14 protein-coding genes and 1 tRNA gene are annotated in these 16,191 nt (G+C 36.1%); 5 read left to right on the top strand and 10 right to left on the bottom strand.

All coding sequences use genetic code 11. The features are described from left to right. Nucleotide 1: 1 nt before the first annotated feature. Genes JM81_RS11885 through JM81_RS11870 form a run of 4 tightly spaced genes read right to left on the bottom strand, consistent with a single transcriptional unit; the run spans nt 2 to nt 5,114 of the window. Nucleotides 2–1,000, bottom strand: a complete 999-nt coding sequence (locus tag JM81_RS11885; RefSeq protein WP_144803694.1) for a hypothetical protein — start codon at nt 998–1,000, stop codon at nt 2–4. A gap of 1 nt (nt 1,001) precedes the next feature. Continuing rightward, complete coding sequence (locus JM81_RS11880; RefSeq protein WP_144803692.1) at nt 1,002–2,684, bottom strand: DUF6909 family protein; 1,683 nt, start codon at nt 2,682–2,684, stop codon at nt 1,002–1,004. Between the two features lie 52 nt (nt 2,685–2,736). Further along, nucleotides 2,737–4,236, bottom strand: a complete 1,500-nt coding sequence (locus JM81_RS11875; protein WP_144803690.1) for a GH3 auxin-responsive promoter family protein — start codon at nt 4,234–4,236, stop codon at nt 2,737–2,739. Nucleotides 4,237–4,244: 8 nt separating this feature from the next. Next, nucleotides 4,245–5,114, bottom strand: a complete 870-nt coding sequence (locus JM81_RS11870; RefSeq protein ID WP_089258319.1) for a M23 family metallopeptidase — start codon at nt 5,112–5,114, stop codon at nt 4,245–4,247. 192 nt (nt 5,115–5,306) lie between these two features. Between JM81_RS11870 and tatA the strand changes: the two genes are divergently transcribed. The 3 genes from tatA (at nt 5,307) to JM81_RS18440 (ending at nt 8,739) form a co-directional block, all read left to right on the top strand. Beyond that, a complete protein-coding gene (tatA, locus tag JM81_RS11865; RefSeq protein ID WP_079512276.1) occupies nt 5,307–5,492 on the top strand; it encodes a twin-arginine translocase TatA/TatE family subunit in 186 nt (61 codons plus the stop codon). A 346-nt stretch (nt 5,493–5,838) separates the two neighbouring features. Then, on the top strand, nt 5,839–8,304 hold the full coding sequence (locus JM81_RS11860) for an OmpA family protein (RefSeq protein WP_144803688.1): 2,466 nt from the start codon (nt 5,839–5,841) through the stop codon (nt 8,302–8,304). 258 nt (nt 8,305–8,562) lie between these two features. Continuing rightward, a complete protein-coding gene (locus JM81_RS18440; RefSeq protein ID WP_179213116.1) occupies nt 8,563–8,739 on the top strand; it encodes a DUF6747 family protein in 177 nt (58 codons plus the stop codon). A 114-nt stretch (nt 8,740–8,853) separates the two neighbouring features. Here the strand turns inward: JM81_RS18440 and JM81_RS11855 are convergent, their stop codons facing one another. The 3 genes from JM81_RS11855 to JM81_RS11845 all read right to left on the bottom strand — a co-directional run bounded on the left by JM81_RS11855 (nt 8,854) and on the right by JM81_RS11845 (nt 12,820). Continuing rightward, nucleotides 8,854–9,855: a DUF4837 family protein gene (locus tag JM81_RS11855; RefSeq protein ID WP_144803686.1), complete on the bottom strand. Its 1,002-nt coding sequence runs from the start codon at nt 9,853–9,855 to the stop codon at nt 8,854–8,856. Nucleotides 9,856–9,867: 12 nt separating this feature from the next. Next, nucleotides 9,868–11,511, bottom strand: coding sequence for a LysM peptidoglycan-binding domain-containing protein (locus JM81_RS11850; RefSeq protein ID WP_144803684.1), 1,644 nt, complete (start codon nt 11,509–11,511; stop codon nt 9,868–9,870). A 118-nt stretch (nt 11,512–11,629) separates the two neighbouring features. After that, a complete protein-coding gene (locus tag JM81_RS11845) occupies nt 11,630–12,820 on the bottom strand; it encodes a phosphoglycerate kinase (RefSeq protein ID WP_144803682.1) in 1,191 nt (396 codons plus the stop codon). 125 nt (nt 12,821–12,945) lie between these two features. Between JM81_RS11845 and JM81_RS11840 the strand changes: the two genes are divergently transcribed. Together JM81_RS11840 and JM81_RS11835 are read left to right on the top strand one after the other, a co-directional pair. Continuing rightward, nucleotides 12,946–14,106, top strand: a complete 1,161-nt coding sequence (locus tag JM81_RS11840; protein ID WP_144803680.1) for an ATP-binding protein — start codon at nt 12,946–12,948, stop codon at nt 14,104–14,106. Nucleotides 14,107–14,112: 6 nt separating this feature from the next. Then, nucleotides 14,113–14,508 (top strand): DoxX family membrane protein, encoded by a 396-nt coding sequence (locus tag JM81_RS11835; RefSeq protein ID WP_144803678.1) that lies wholly within the window; start codon nt 14,113–14,115, stop codon nt 14,506–14,508. Nucleotides 14,509–14,650: 142 nt separating this feature from the next. Here JM81_RS11835 and JM81_RS11830 read toward each other — a convergent pair. From JM81_RS11830 to JM81_RS11820, 3 genes are all read right to left on the bottom strand, one after another. Continuing rightward, nucleotides 14,651–14,721: transfer RNA gene (locus JM81_RS11830), tRNA-Cys, on the bottom strand. 100 nt (nt 14,722–14,821) lie between these two features. Next, the gene (gene folB / locus JM81_RS11825) at nt 14,822–15,184 is read right to left on the bottom strand and encodes a dihydroneopterin aldolase (protein ID WP_144803676.1); all 363 of its coding nucleotides are present in this window, start codon (nt 15,182–15,184) and stop codon (nt 14,822–14,824) included. A 44-nt stretch (nt 15,185–15,228) separates the two neighbouring features. After that, entirely contained in the window at nt 15,229–16,179 is a 951-nt protein-coding gene (locus tag JM81_RS11820) for a type IX secretion system membrane protein PorP/SprF (protein ID WP_089259722.1), read from the bottom strand. Between the last annotated feature and the right edge of the window lie 12 nt (nt 16,180–16,191).

Below are 16,191 nucleotides of genomic sequence, written 5' to 3'. Positions count from 1 at the left end.
TTTAAAATTTTAACTCTTTAGATTTTAGGTCCAAATATTTTAATATTGAGATTAAAAAGAATAATCCAAGTAAGATTAACGGTATCATTACTATTTTCTTGCCTAAAAAAGATTTGCGCACTTGCTGGGGCTTTCCAAAATTAATAACCCTAACAACTTCTGCACTTTGAATTAACTCTATTTTTTTGGTTTCAATATCTTTTATCAATTCATTCTTTAAATTGAAAAGACCTGTTATATTGAGTGTTTCCTGATTATCTACCACTATTCTATCAGTAGCACTATCCCCTTGTTGTTCCAACATTTTTTTGGAATAATTACTTATAATTTCATCAACCTGTTCCAATAAGACTTTATTTTTCTCTATCCGCTCAGCAGCATTGGATGTATAGGTTTGTCTTAAATCATCAAAATATTTACTTGAATTTATATAAGCTATTACCTTATTGGCAAATTCTTGGCCAATATCAGGGTTTTTATAATAAATAGTGATTCTATGATTAAAAGAGCTTTTGTTTTGAAGTTCTGCCCTAACAATATCCGCAATGGCATCTGTATTTTCAAAACTTTGCAATAATTCTAAATATTGCAGATCGGCTTCTGAAGTTGCTTCCTCGGCTACACGACTTATGGCAACTTCCAAACCTTGAAAATCTATTTCCTCTATGCCAATAGATTTAAAAAACAAGGTGTCCTTAGATTCTACGTTTGCCTGAATTTCATTGACAACATCATAGAGATAATTTTTACTGTCGATTTGGGGCCTAACGATTACTTCTATTTTTAAACGTTTAGAAATAACTTTAGATAGTGCAAATCCAATTACAAAGCCTATGACTACTAAGCCAATCAATAAAAATATATTCTTTTTGAGGTACAGAAATATCCTTAATACAAACCTGAAAATGGAATTAAATCCTTTTTTTACTAATTGTAACAATTGTCCCAAGTCGATTTCGTCAGAACTATGGTTGTTTTCTGGTTTTAGATTCTCGGCCATTTTATGAATTAAATATTTGCTTTAAAATTTTATCCGTAATTAAATAGGTTGGTTTTACACCCGTAGTGCCCAAGCCACCCGATGCTAATGTACTTCCTGTTTCTAATGGGTTATCAGATGCATAATAGGCATACCTTACCTTTACGTCTTCACCTATACTTTTTCTGATTTTTGATGCAGACTGTATAGCTTTTTGATAGTGCACCCCTTCCATTTCCAAGCCAATTACGTTCCAAGTAGATTTATGGAAAAACTTAAGTATATCCTTGTTTTGTAATGAAGTACCTAAAACCGTAACCATGGTTCCTTCAAAAACTTTTAATCCATGGCCTTCAAAATCCTTTGCACAAAGTTCGTTCTTAAACGGGTAATTATCTGCGGTACCTTCAAAAATATGAGCTGAAGGAATCATTAGATCTCCTTTTCCTCCTTCTAAAATACCAGCTTTACCCATAATTGAAACCGAATCTACATTTATTAAGGATTCATCGTTTTTCTTGATATTATAGGGTTTTAAAAGCTCATCTATAGTCTCATATGCTTGTTCCCCAAATGCGTAATCCATTACAAATATAACAGGTTTTTTATGATTGTCTGCCGTTGGTAATTCATATGAACTAGCGCCTTTTCTAATTTTAGCCGTATCAAAAATTTGAACGTCAATATTGGTTCCCGAGGTGTCATCTATGGAAATCATACCATTTTTTTCGGCCAAGGAGGTTACTTTTTTACGTAAATGTCCGTTCTCCTCACTGCTTAAAGCCTCATAAATCTCCAAATCCGTAGCCTTGGGGAATTCCTTGGACAGAGCACTTTTAGCGAACATTGAATTCATTACACTATGCATGTTTGCAGAAATGATATGAATCGGCCTTTGCAACAAATCTTGCTTGGACAGTACACTTTTTATATTATTGGCCCAAATTTCCCCATGAATATGGTGGCCTAAACGCTCACGCAACAATGTACTGAATGTAATGGCTCTTTTTTCACCAGTTATTTCCTCTTCCAGTGCCAATTTTCCAAGCCAATAAATCACCTTTAAAAAACGCTCAGGATTGGCCTTTGTGCTAAATTTTTTATAAACCTCAAGAATCTCCTCAAAGGACCTGCCTAATATATTTGCGGTATGTATTAAGGCTATTTCACGTTCTTCTTGAGTCAGTTCTTTTTTATGTACTGCGGCTTCAAGTTTTGTCCAATCCCTTATCGTTTTTTCCGTATCCGGAATTAGAACACGTTTACAGATTTTTTCGGATTCAATAAACAAAAAGGTTAAATGGGTAAGAATGTCATAAATATCGGAACGACCCCTAGTAATTTCAATATTCATCTGTTCATTGTCGATACGATAGCAGTTACGCCTTCTTTTAGGAGGTATGATAGGATGAATATGAGATATTCCATATCCTTCATCAGACGTAAGGCTTATGAACCTACATTGTTCAATACCTTCTGGCAAACGTTCCAAGACATAGATAAGTCCGCTTAATTCTGCCTTATCCTCCCCAACAGATCCGTAAATTTCAGGCCGTAGTTGTAATAAAGCATTTTTAAGCGCTTCTCCAGAAACACCGTTTGGTTTATAAAATCCGCGATTGAACAAGTGGCGCATAGTAATGTACATGCGCTCGATCGCATTTGTCGATTCTTGTGCTCTTGTGGTTGTGATTGTTTTTCCCATTGATGATTTCAAACAAAACTACAATTTATAATTTGTTAATTATAGACCGGGTTTATGAGATTTTATATTTTGATAGGGCATCGGCAACTTTACGGTCGTTGGATAATCGCTGTACTTTATTCTGTCCACCTAGCTTTCCAATGGATTTCATATACTCCATAAAACCGCCATGTTGTATCGAAGTTATTTTTAATGGTTGTAAAACTTTGCCCACTATTAAGTCATAATAATAACTATTTTGTTGTTGTAGGGCCTCATCTAAATGCGTAATGAATTTACCCATATCATCTGGTGTCTTTTCAAACTCAATGAACCATTCATGATAAGGTAATTGCATATCTTCAGGGGAAATTTGTGGGGCTACGGTAAATTCACTTACGCTGGCATTCGTTTTATTGGTCGCAATTTGCATGGCTTCTTCCACCTCTTTGGCAATGACATGTTCCCCAAATGCGGAAATAAAATGTTTTATACGTCCAGAAACGACAATTTTAAAAGGATTAAGAGAAACAAACCGAATGGTATCTCCTAAATTATAGGCCCATAAACCGGCGTTCGTAGAAATAATCATTACATAATCTACATCTATTTCTACATCCTTTAATGTATGTCTTTTAGGATGTTCCGTAAAAAACGCATCCGTCCTTACAAATTCATAGAATATACCTGCATCTAATAAAAGAAGCATTCCTTTTTCCTTTTGTGAATTTTGATAGGCAAAAAACCCTTCGCTTGCCGGAAAAAGTTCAATGCTGGCAACTTTTCTTCCTATAAGGGTTTCAAACTTCTTTCTATAAGGCTCATAATTTACCCCTCCATAGATAAACAGTTCAAAATTCTTGAACAAATCTCCAATATGCTGATTGGTATTTTCCTTTAACTTTTCAAAATACATTTGAACCCAAGAAGGTATACCGGCAATTACGGTCATATCCTCATTTTTCGTTTCTTCCACTATGGCATTGACCTTTGTTTCCCAATCCTCTATACAATTGGTTTCCCATGATGGCATGCGGTTTTTTTGAAGATAATTAGGTACATAATGGGCGGAAATACCAGATAACCTACCCAATTTTATCCCGTTTTTTTCTTCAAGAACGGGACTACCTTGTAAAAAAATCATTTTACCTGTTACAAAATCTGCCTTTCCAGTTTCGTGTATGTAGTTCAAAATTGCGTTTCTAGAAGCTTTAACTTGTTCCTTTATGGATGCTTCTGTAATAGGAATATATTTTGCGCCAGAGGTTGTTCCGGAGGTTTTTGCAAAATATAAGGGTAAGCCTGGCCAAAGCACATCTTCTTCTCCGTTAACCACTAAGTTTACATACGTTTTCAGTTCCTCATAGTCCCTTATTGGAACATGTTTTACAAAATCTTTGTGATGATGAACAAAACCGAACCCATGATCTTTACCAAACTTGGTGGATTTTGCTTTTTGAATCAATTCCTTGAACACCTTTTCCTGTGTTGCAATAGGATTCTGCACCCATTTTTGGGTTCTTTTATCTATACGGTGAGCAAATATCTTAGCAGCAAAGGTCTTTATAGACATGTAGAATGTTAATTAAAATCTATATAATTCAATGGATCTATGGGAGTACCATTATCCCACAACTCAAAATGTAAATGCGGCCCCGTTGTGAATTCCCCTGTGTTTCCCACTGATGCAATTACCTCACCGCCTCTAACAATGTCCCCTTGAAATTTGGATAAGGAACCATTGTGTTTATATACGCTTAAGAGTCCACCTTCATGTTCTAGGATAATTACATAACCTGTATCCGCTGTCCATTCGGAAAATATTACGGTTCCGTTGGCTATTGCTTTGACGGGGCTGTCCCGGGTAGCGGTAACATCTACGGCGTAATGTTTTTCCTTTGGTTCATATTTCATGGAAATTGCACCTGTTACAGGCGCGAACAACACTAAATTTTTCTTATCGATAACACGTTCAAACAGATTGTATTTGTCTTCCAAGGCAACCTCTGCCCTTAACAAGGAATCCTCCTTTATCGGGTTTAGATCAACGGTGGATGGGTCTAACTTATATTGTTGAAACAAGGAGTCGCGGTTAACCACGGTATTCTCAATATCCCCTTTGAGTACCATTCTAATATTATCCAAATACTTATTGGTATAATTCAAGGTTCGTACCAAAGAATCCGTTTTGTAGGTCAGTTCGGTAGCTTGTTTTTTTAATCTAGTAGAAGAATATCCTGGTATATACTCTCTTAATGGGGTAAATGCAATTAGCAAGGTGGTTAAGCCAATAAGGGCAATCATAAATAATGAGCCTGTTACAAATACGTTCAACCTACTTAGCTTAAAAGAAATTTTTTCTTCAAAAGTATTTTCGTTCAAAATAACCAAACGGTACTTGTGCAGCAGCTTGCGTTTAATTTCCTTACGTTTTTTAACTTTTTTGGCCATCTTAACAAAGATATACTTACAAATATATTATAAAGCGTTTTAGTCAACAATATAGTGGCTATACCCTAATTTTAGACCCCTATAATGCACAATAATAAGTTAAATTCTATAATATTGTCAACCTATCCAATATTACTCAGTTTTCTTTGGTAGATTTTAGTATCTTTGATATCCATTTAAAACAAAAGTCTTATGACAATCTTATCTACTTTTTTGGCCATAGGTGCTCCACAGATTATTCTGGTGGTAGTAGTTGTACTACTATTATTCGGAGGAAAGAAAATTCCTGAACTTATGAGGGGTTTGGGTAGTGGAATCAAAGAATTTAAAGACGCCTCTAAAGAGGATGAACAACTAGAAGAAAAGAAAAAGGATTAGTACTATAATAATCTTATCTCTTATATAGAAGCCCCATTCATTGGGGCTTTTTTATGTTTGTATTCACATCATATTCAAAATCCACTTTTAAAATTTTTACCTAAAAGCTGTTATTCAACTAATTAGGTGTTTCTACTACAATTAATGAATTATTGTTGCTAACCAAAATTAAAAGCAACTGTTACGCCTATGTTCACGACAAAAAACATCTGTTTCACAACAAATAATCGATGAAATACTACTTTACGTCTAATTTCGTAAAGCTTGTAATGGCAACAGCTATTAATTAAACTGTCCTTATTTGCACTTTTACCAATACAACTATGTTGGTCAAGCAATCATACATATGAGAATATTACTGTACATATATTTTTTAAGTTTCGCCATTTTTGGCCAAAGTCAAGATTTTCAGGCAGATACTACATCTGAAGGATATCAAGAACCTATAGTTCATTCACAACCCTCCAAATCACATACGGACAGTAAAGAGTTTGAACTTGCGGCAGAGGCCTATGATATTCCACAAAAGACCTTTAGAAATATTGATGGTGCAAAAAATGGCTATTATGTAGTTGCAGGTATATTCAGAAAAAGTGAAAATCTAGATGCCCAAGTAAAAAAATTCAATAAAAAAGGATTTGAATCCGGATACTTTCAAAACCCTGAAAACAAATTATACTATCTATACCTTAACCATTACAACTCTTGGAAAACAGCTTTTGCGGATTGTAATACCAAATTTGACAACCGTTATAAGAAAGATATCTGGGTATTGAAAATGCAAAACGGTGTTCCTGTTGCTAAATTGGAACCATTGGAAGATGCCACAAATGACATGGTGAAGGAGACCAAACAGAATAACGCATTAAAGAATAACAGAAAAGAAGAAAGATTAAATACATCCCCTTTAAAGGAAACCAAGGACAAACTTATACAAAAGGCAGATGAGTACTTTGACAAAATGTGGTATGCTGAAGCTGCGGCATTATATGAAAAAGCCTTAACAAATTCCAAATCTGCCTATTCAGAAGATGTTTTGAAAAAAGCGGGTGATGCCCATTACTTTAATACAGATATGGAAAAAGCGTACAAATGGTACCATTTACTATATGAAAAGTATGAAAAGGAATTGTCAACGGATTATTTATTTAAATATGCTCACTCCTTAAAGGGTACTGGTAATTATAAAAGATCCAAACGCCTGATGAAACTTTATAACCGAAAATTAGATGGTGATAAGCGGGAACTACAAAATGAACGCAATGAAATTGTGTTGGACGGACTTTTACGAATGAAAGATAGGTTTGACATTAAAAACCTCAATATCAATTCCAGCAATTCTGATTTTTCCCCTATGTATTATGATGAGGACGAAATGGTCTACGCTTCATCCAAAGATTCTACCATTTATAATACCAGACGGTATAAATGGAATAATCAACCGTATCTAGATCTATATGTTGCCAAAGTCAACAAAGAATCCAAGGATCTAAAAGATGCCATAAAATTTTCTAAGGAAATCAATACTAAATATCATGAAGCGTCGGTCACATTTTCCGCGGACAATGAAACCATGTATTTCACCAGGAACAATTATGGAAAAAAGTTAAAAAGGGATAAAAATGGTATTAATCACCTTAAAATATATCGCTCAAAAAAGGTGAACGGAGAATGGACAGAAGCAGAGGAAGTATCTTTTAACAGTGACGATTATTCTACCGGCCACCCTGCACTAAGTACAGATGGCAAACAACTATACTTTGTATCTGATATGCCGGGCAGTATAGGTGAAACGGATATTTTTGTAGTAGATGTACTTGAAGATGGATCGTTTTCCACACCTAGGAACCTAGGTCCTGAAATCAACACGGAGCAAAAAGAAATGTTTCCGTTTATTAATGATAAAAAATTATATTTCTCATCTAACGGACATGTTGGCCTTGGGGGCTTGGATATTTTTGAAGTAGCCTATAACGAAGATGATGGCTTCTTGGAAGCTAGAAATTTGGGGAAACCCGTAAATAGTAAAAAAGACGATTTTTCGTTTATAGTAGATGAAGATTCCCAAGAAGGTTACTTTGCTTCTAACAGAGATGGCGGTAAGGGTGATGATGATATCTATTCCTTTAAAAAATTGGAACTAGAAGAAACACCGTCCAATATAAATGCTATTGCGGGCGTAGTTACAGAATTAATATCTGGAGATGTTATGCCAAATGCAATGGTGGAGTTGTTGGATGAAAACAATATCAAACTCAAAGAAATGGAAACCGATGAAAACGGAAGTTTTGTTTTCGAGGATTTGGATAGTGATACCCGGTATGTCCTTAAGACTACAAAGGATACGTATTATGAAGATATAAGGGAATCTGCCACTGCAGAAAACGATACGGTAAATGTAGCCGTTACCATGCGTAAACTTCATGACGCCATTGCTGTTGAAAATGGTATTAAAAAGCTAAAGACAGAAATGATCCATTTCAATTTCGACAAATCCTTCATACGTAAGGATGCCGCCCTGGAATTGGAAAAACTTGTTGCCGTTATGAAGGATTCACCTACCATGGTCATTAAAATTGAGTCGCACACGGATTCACGTGGTGATGCATCGTATAACAAATATCTTTCTGACAAACGTGCAAAATCAACTAGGGATTATATGATTTCTCAAGGTATTGCACCGGAACGTATAGAAAGCGCAATAGGTTATGGTGAGGAAAGATTACTTAACGAGTGTAATGGTAGAATACCATGTACAGAAGAGCAACACTATCTAAACCGTAGGTCTGAGTTTATCGTTGTAGAAATGTAATCTTGATATTGTTAACGATAAATTTGTAAAAACAGGTATTAACAATTTGCGTCAGGTTCAAAACATCCTATTTATAAGCACTTTACCGAATGCAGGTATATAATCATACACGTTGTTCAACGAGTATTTCTGCCATACAAAGTAACATGTATAATCTGTTTGTTTTTTAAAGGGGAATTCATCCCTTTACCTAATCTTTTCCATAAGGGTTAAATTAATTTGGAACTTTAGATGACAGGAACATCTAAATTATACATTATGGAAAAGATTATACTTGTTAAGGAAATATATACAGAGGCTTTTAGAAACTGGAGAAGCTACTTACTTGAAAACTATTTTAAACTGTTTTCATGGCTATGTTTTATATTGATAGGGCTTGCAATGTATGCATTGATATACAGGGTGTCTACAGGGTTTTCCTTTAGTAACCTATAGTATTGGAATTTAATATTGGTAGTTTACTAAATTCCCAATTGAAGTAAATACAGAGCGGCCCATGTTTAACATGGGCCGCTCTGTATTTTCTTATCTTATTTTTTTACATAAAAACTATTCTTTTGTGCTAACGTCATATGAAACGGATTTTAGAATTGCTTCAAGTTCAAACATATAATCCCTTTTTTTCGTGGCAGGGGCAAATACAAACCCTTCTATGACCAATTTTCTGTTGTTCTCCTTATCGTTGATGATATAGGTTAAAAACGGCCCTGCCATAGGATATGCGGACATTTCCCAAATTCCCCTGACCTCTGCCGCTTTTTTGCCGGAAACTTCGGCAGGAAAGACATATGGCGAAAATGCCTTTTCCGTAATCATATGGTTTTTTTTGCCCGGAATATCTTCTCCGGGTATATAAAGGCTTCCAATAGAATCACGCATTTTAATAATATCCTTCGTAAAAGTAGAGTCTCGTTCAAAACTGTCCCAAGGCATAGTATAGGCAATAATGTTCATGTTCCCTTTTTGAATTTCACGGGATATCCAAACAAAATTGTCCTCTTCCCTTCCTACCCTATACACAGAAGGTATATTCATGGAAATATTGAATTTGTCTTCCAAAGCCCTTTCCTTGTTCAAAGATTTTGTAAACCTTTTCTGTGCCTTGCTGATTTCCAGGGTCCTGAAATCCTCTATAAATTCTTTTGAGGTCTTGTGTATGTTATCAATTAATTCTTCTTTGTTTCTACCTTTTAAAACTCCCACCTTTTGTGGCTTTGCATACATGTTGGACTTCATATGGGCCACATTCAAGGAATCTTCCATAACATATAGAATTGAACTTGAATTTTGAACGGAACCAGAAAACACTTGTGGTGGAATTTGGGTTACACTAAATTGTGCTTCGTCCCAGGTAAGTCCGGGAACAGCTGCCGTATAATTTTCACGTATGGCATCCCCCACGCTACTTTTCCATAATTCATTGTCAATTACTACCGTTAAGGTATTCATTGCGCCAACGGATTCCGGCAGGTAATCTGCCTTACCGTTTTCCTTACAGGCATTTAAAAGTCCTAAAACTGCAAAAAAACAAAGTACTAATCTTTTTTTCATTTGGTATTTTATTTACGATGAACAATCACACAATTTAAGTTTTGTGCCCAACTTTAAATTGTTACCGCTAATACCGTTCCATTTTCGTAAATTTTCTATAGTAACTCCAGGATATTTTCTGGAAATGGTCCACAAAGAATCGCCGCTCTTCACTTCATGAACTTTAGAAGTGCTGGTAACCGCAGTTCTGGTTGGGGTTTCCCTTGGCTTTACAGAGGTCCCGGAATTTTTTCTGGGATAGATAGTTAATCGTTGCCCAATTCTTAAATTATTGCTTCGCAAACCGTTCCACTGTTTAAGCTGGCTTACACGAACACCATACCTCTCGGCAATTTTTCCGAGGAAATCACCGTCCTTAACCCTATACCGAATACTATTCTGTTCAGCTTGTTTTTGTATTTCTGCAACTATTTCCTCTTTTTCTTTAAGTTCATTCTGTACATGGGCATAAATTGCTTCTTCATTAGCTACGAATTTTCCCATTTTTCGTACAGGTAACCTCAATGCGTTCGGTTTTCCTTCTACATAAGGGATAACTTCTAATTTGTAATGTGGGTTAAGAATTTTTAATTCATCCTTATCTATGGCCGCCAATTCAGAGATTTGATCGAATGTGATCAGACTTTTAACATGTACTGTATCTGTTTCAAAATATGCACGGTCTACTTTCTTGGATTTTAAACCATGTTCCTCAGCATATTCAAATATATACATGGTAGCCTGAAAAGCAGGAACGTACCCTGCCGTCTCTCGTGGTAGATTTCTTCTAATGTTCCAGTAATTTTTTTGACCACCACTTCTGCGAATAGCTTTGTTTACATTGCCCGGTCCAGAATTATAGGCAGCCAGTGCCAAATCCCAATCATCATATATTCTATACAATCTGTTAAGGTAATTAGCGGCAGCTGCGGTAGACTTGATAGGATCGCTACGCTCATCTACATAACTATTGATGGTAAGTTTCATTTCTTTACCGGTACCGTACATAAATTGCCATAATCCTGTTGCACCTACCCTTGAGCGCGCTTTAGGGTTCAATGCAGATTCCACAATTGACAAATATTTCATTTCTAAAGGAATATTTTTATTGTCAAATTCCTGTTCAAATAAGGGGAAGTAAAATTGGCTTAGCGTCAACATGCGCTCCATTAGACCTCTTTTTCTGGTCAAAAATGATTTAATGACATTTTCCAAAGATGCATTATATTCAATATTAAATGGTGTTCGTTCGTTCAGACGAGCCAACCTAAGTTTCAAAGTGTCCGTGTGTAAGTCATAGACAACTGTAGAGGTAGTGTCAAGTTCCAACACCTCTTGATACATTTCATTAAATAAAGGGGCTGCATCTACGAGCTCTTTCATCCAAAGGCTATCAAATTTTGCAGCTAAGGCATGATCTTTTAAATCATAAGTAGAAGATTCCGTTGGCTTAAAAAGGCTGAGCTCCTTACCCAATGGGTTGTTCGTAATATTAATAGTGTTCTGTGCGCGGATGGTATCTTTAACAGGTAAAGCCTCGTTTACCCTATTAATCACCGCTTCAGAATTGATTGAATCCACAACTACTTGTGTACTCTCATTGTCCTGGGCCAAGACAAAAAAAGGACAGAACAAGAGTCCTAATAAATAACCAGAAGAAAAAGTAAGTTGTTTCATTTGAGGTGAAATTAATTAACGGAACAAACGAAAATCGTACATTTTTTAAAGAGAATAAAATTAATTCTCTTAAAATGCACAAATTTTCGCTATAAACCGTTTATCGATAACACCTTGGCTACGCTAATATTGCGGCGATACCAGGTAATGTTTTACCTTCTAAGCTTTCTAACATGGCTCCTCCACCTGTTGATACATAGCTAACCTTGTCTTCAAAACCAAATTGTTTTACAGCGGCTACAGAATCTCCGCCTCCTACTAAGGAAAATGCACCATTCTTTGTTGCCTCATCAATGAAGTTACCTACAGCAATAGTTCCTTTGGCAAATTTTTCCATTTCAAATACTCCAATAGGGCCGTTCCATAAAATGGTTTTAGAGGCCAAGATTACGCTCTTAAAGTTTTCAAGGGTTCGTGGACCTGCATCCAACCCTTGCCAGCCTTCCGGTATTTTATCAACATCTACAATTTGGGTATTGGCATCGACATTAAAATCGTCAGCAGCCAAAACATCTACCGGAATATGTACTTTGACACCTTTTTCCTTAGCCATGGCCAAAATTTCCATTGCCAAATCCATTTTATCATCCTCACAAATAGAGTCTCCTACCTTACCGCCTTGGGCTTTAATAAATGTATAGGTCATTCCCCCTCCAATGATAAGGTCGTCTACCTTATCCAATATATTTTCAATAATGGTAATCTTGGATGAAACCTTTGCGCCTCCAAGGATGGCCAAAACAGGTTTTTCTCCAGTTGCCATAACTTTTTCAATAGCATCAATTTCCTTGGCCAATAGATATCCAAAACATTTTGCGTTTGGAAAGAATTTGGCAACGATTGTAGTAGAAGCGTGAGCCCTATGTGCAGTACCAAAAGCATCGTTTACATAAATATCACCCAGTTTTGATAATTTTTCGGCAAATTCCTCGTCCCCTTTTTCCTCTTCATTATAATAACGAAGGTTCTCCAACAACAAAACCTCTCCATTTTTTAATTCTGCAACGGCCTTTTCTGCCTTTTCTCCAACACAATCATCTACAAATTTCACGGACACCCCAATAATGTCAGAAACAGTATCACAAATATGGCTTAACGATAGGTCGGCATTTCGCTGGCCTTTTGGTCTGCCTAAATGGCTCATTAATACGGCGCTACCCCCATCTTCCAATACTTTTATAATAGTGGGTTTCGCTGCTTCGATCCTATTTGTATCCGTTACTTCAAATTTATCATTTAAGGGAACATTAAAGTCCACTCTTATTAACGCTTTCTTATCTTCAAAATTAAAGTCATTCAATACTTTCATTGGTTTTTCCTTTTGTTAGGTCACAAATGTAAAGATTAATAGGCTTGTGTTAAAGTGCATACAGGGTTAATTTATGCGCTATCGCAATAATTTTGTTATGCTTTAAAACAACTATATTTGAATCTATGTTATTTAAAGATATTTTAGGCCTCTCGCATATAAAAAAGCATTTGTCCTCAAGTGCAGATGCCGGTCGTATACCTCATGCACAACTTTTTGTTGGTCCGGAAGGATGTGGTCTTTTACCAATGGCTCTGGCCTATGCCCAATATATAATTTGCGGAAATACTGGTGGCGAGAACAGTGGTCCCAATGAAGCTTGTAATTTAAAGTTCAATTCAATTTCTCACCCTGATGTGCATTTCGCTTTTCCCGTTGCAACCTCGGATAAAGTAAGTTCAAAAGCGGTCAGTGACCATTATATGAAAGAATGGCGGCAATTTATTGTGGAACAGCCCTACGGCAACCTTTTTGACTGGTACAGGTTTATTGAAATTGAAAAAAAACAAGGTCAAATAGGAGTTCACGAAGCTCAGGAAATCGTTAAGAAACTTTCTTTAAAATCTTATGAAGGAGGGTATAAGGTCATGATTATTTGGATGGCCGAAAAATTACACAATGCGGCTTCTAACAAACTACTGAAGTTAATTGAGGAACCGCCCGATAAAACCGTTTTTTTATTGCTGTGCCAAGATGAGGAACAAATTATTCAGACAATACAATCACGTTGTCAAATTGTACATTTTCCTCCTTTGGCAGAAGAAGCGGTCGCAAATGCATTGATTGAAAAGGGAGCGGCCAAACCAGAAGCTATGAGAATTGCGCATGAAGCAAATGGGAATTTCAACAAGGCATTGGACTTGCTGAACAATGATTCTGAAGACTTAGTCTTTGAGAACTGGTTTATACAATGGGTTAGAAGCGCGTTCAAGGCAAAAGGCAATAAGGCGGCCATTCATGAACTATTGTTATGGGGAGAAGAAGTTGCAAAAACGGGAAGGGAAACACAAAAGAATTTTCTTCATTATTGTATAGTGGTAATGAGACAGGCATTAATGATCAATTATGGTGCAGAAGAACTTGCATACCTTAAAATACATAATGATGGATTTCAATTGAAGAAATTTGCGCCTTTTGTACATGAGAACAACATACTGGATATTACCAAAGAATTGGAAGATGCTATTTACCATATAGAAAGGAATGGTAATGCAAAGATTATTTTTACGGACCTATCCATAAAACTTACACGCCTTTTACATAGAAAAAAAGCGGAACTTAATTAATATATCATGAAGACCATCCTTGAACATGCTACCGAAATCTTATTGTTACTTTTTATGTCCATCACCTTTTTACAAAGCGGATTGGACAAAATAACGGATTGGTCTGGAAATATTTCATGGCTTAAAGATCATTTTGCCAAAACACCCCTTAAAAACATAGTGCCATTTATGGTAGGTACTGTGCTGATTACAGAGGTAGTGGCCGGTTTTTTATGCTTGGCCGGAATCTATCTGTTAGTTAGTAAAAACGATGCCACTATTGGTTTTTATGGGGCCGTTTTATCATGTGTAACGCTGTTGATGCTCTTGTTTGGACAACGCGTGGCAAAGGATTATGAAGGGGCCAAAACCATAGCTGTTTATTTTATACCTGCAATTTTCTTGGTTTTCCTACTGCAGTAACCAAGCAATATATTTTAGCCTATTTATTGGCAAATAAAGTATGTGATTAAAGATGCTTTAGGTGGGTAAAGGATATATTATTTTATTAACTGCCGGTAATTCATCATAAACAAAAAACCCTTCCAAGGAAGGGTTTTTTTAGAGGCATCGAGCGGATTCGAACCGCTGTACAAGCTTTTGCAGAGCTGTGCCTAGCCACTCGGCCACGATGCCATTATTTTTAAGAGAGAGCAAAAATAAACAATTATCCTGTTCTAGGACAAATCAAAGTAAAAAATTAAAAATCTTACCATCTTCAAGGCTTCCCCTAAGTTTATAATTTTCTCTTTAATTTCAAGGCTACGGTAACTTTTTCAACATCTCCGTTAATTGGAGGATTGATCTTAGAAACCGAAATTTTAGCTTTCTCAACAGTGGGCAGTTCCAAAAATATTCTATCTGTAATTCTTTTGGCCACATGCTCCAATAATTTGGATGGTATGGCCATTTCCTGTTTTACTATCTTATTGATATGGACATAATCTACCGTGTCAGATAATTGGTCGGAGATAGATGCTTTGGTCAAATTTGTTGTAACAGAAACATTGACCAAATAATCACTGCCAATATTGGTTTCCTCCTTTAAGCAGCCATGGTGGGCATATGCTTTAATATTTTCTAACTGAACTTTACCCATTATCTACAATCTAAATAGCAAACATAATCAATCTGCCCGAAGATTTAATAGGTACATCTACAATTACTGATTCCTTGGAAAAGGTCAACACCTACGGTAATAACATGGGTACCCGTGCTATATCCTAAAATTTCGTTCAAAATAATTTGGTAGGAATATCCAAAATAAAAGTTACTCTTTTTAAGGCCAAAAAACGGAGCAATATATAAAGGATCCCCTATTTGGTCATTTAAGAAACGATAGTTCACCCCAGCATAGTAATAATCCTCAAATTCGTACCATCTAAATTTAACGTTAAGATCTGTTTCTGACCTGCCGTCACTTTCAAAAATCTTGAACAGTACTGAAGGTTCAATTTCTAACTGGCTATTTCTGTTTTTGGTATATCTATATCCGGAATATAAATAATAGTTTCTCAAGGCCGTAGGCTCGTTTAAACTTGAAAATGTAGATAGATCTATTTCCTTGTCCAATAAGTTGGATACGTTTGCACTCAAGAAAAATTTATTGAGTCTATAGAGCATACCAACATCAAAATTATGGTTGTTCGTCAACCTATTATTGATGTTTGGGTCACCGCTGTTCTGTGCATCTTCGTTATCTATTCTAAATCCGTTATAGTTATATGAAATTCCAAAGGACAAAAATTCATCATCATATTTATCCAAGGTCAAATGGTGTGCAAATGACACCCTGGCCCCTTGTTGTTTGGTGTCTCCATTGGCGTCATTATATAAAAAGACCCCAACTCCAGATTTTTCACCTACCCTCATATCTGCCGCTAATGATTGGGTCCTGGGCGCATCTTTGATACCTACCCACTGGGCCAACCCATTTAACCTGATTTTTACATGGTCACCAATACCCGCATAGGTAGGCGACAAGACAAATGGATTGTCTGCCAAGTACTGCGATAATTGAGGCGAATTAAGCTCCTGACCTCTTAAAGCATAGGCACTCAGTAAAAAAACCAACATCAATAGACTGTTCCGCATCATCATTTTAGG

The organism is Maribacter sp. MAR_2009_72, from assembly GCF_007827235.1.
In the GTDB taxonomy this organism is placed as follows: Bacteria; Bacteroidota; Bacteroidia; order Flavobacteriales; family Flavobacteriaceae; genus Maribacter; species Maribacter sedimenticola.
Note: the sequence above shows the minus strand (reverse complement) of the source record. Positions and strands in the feature narration are given on the sequence as shown.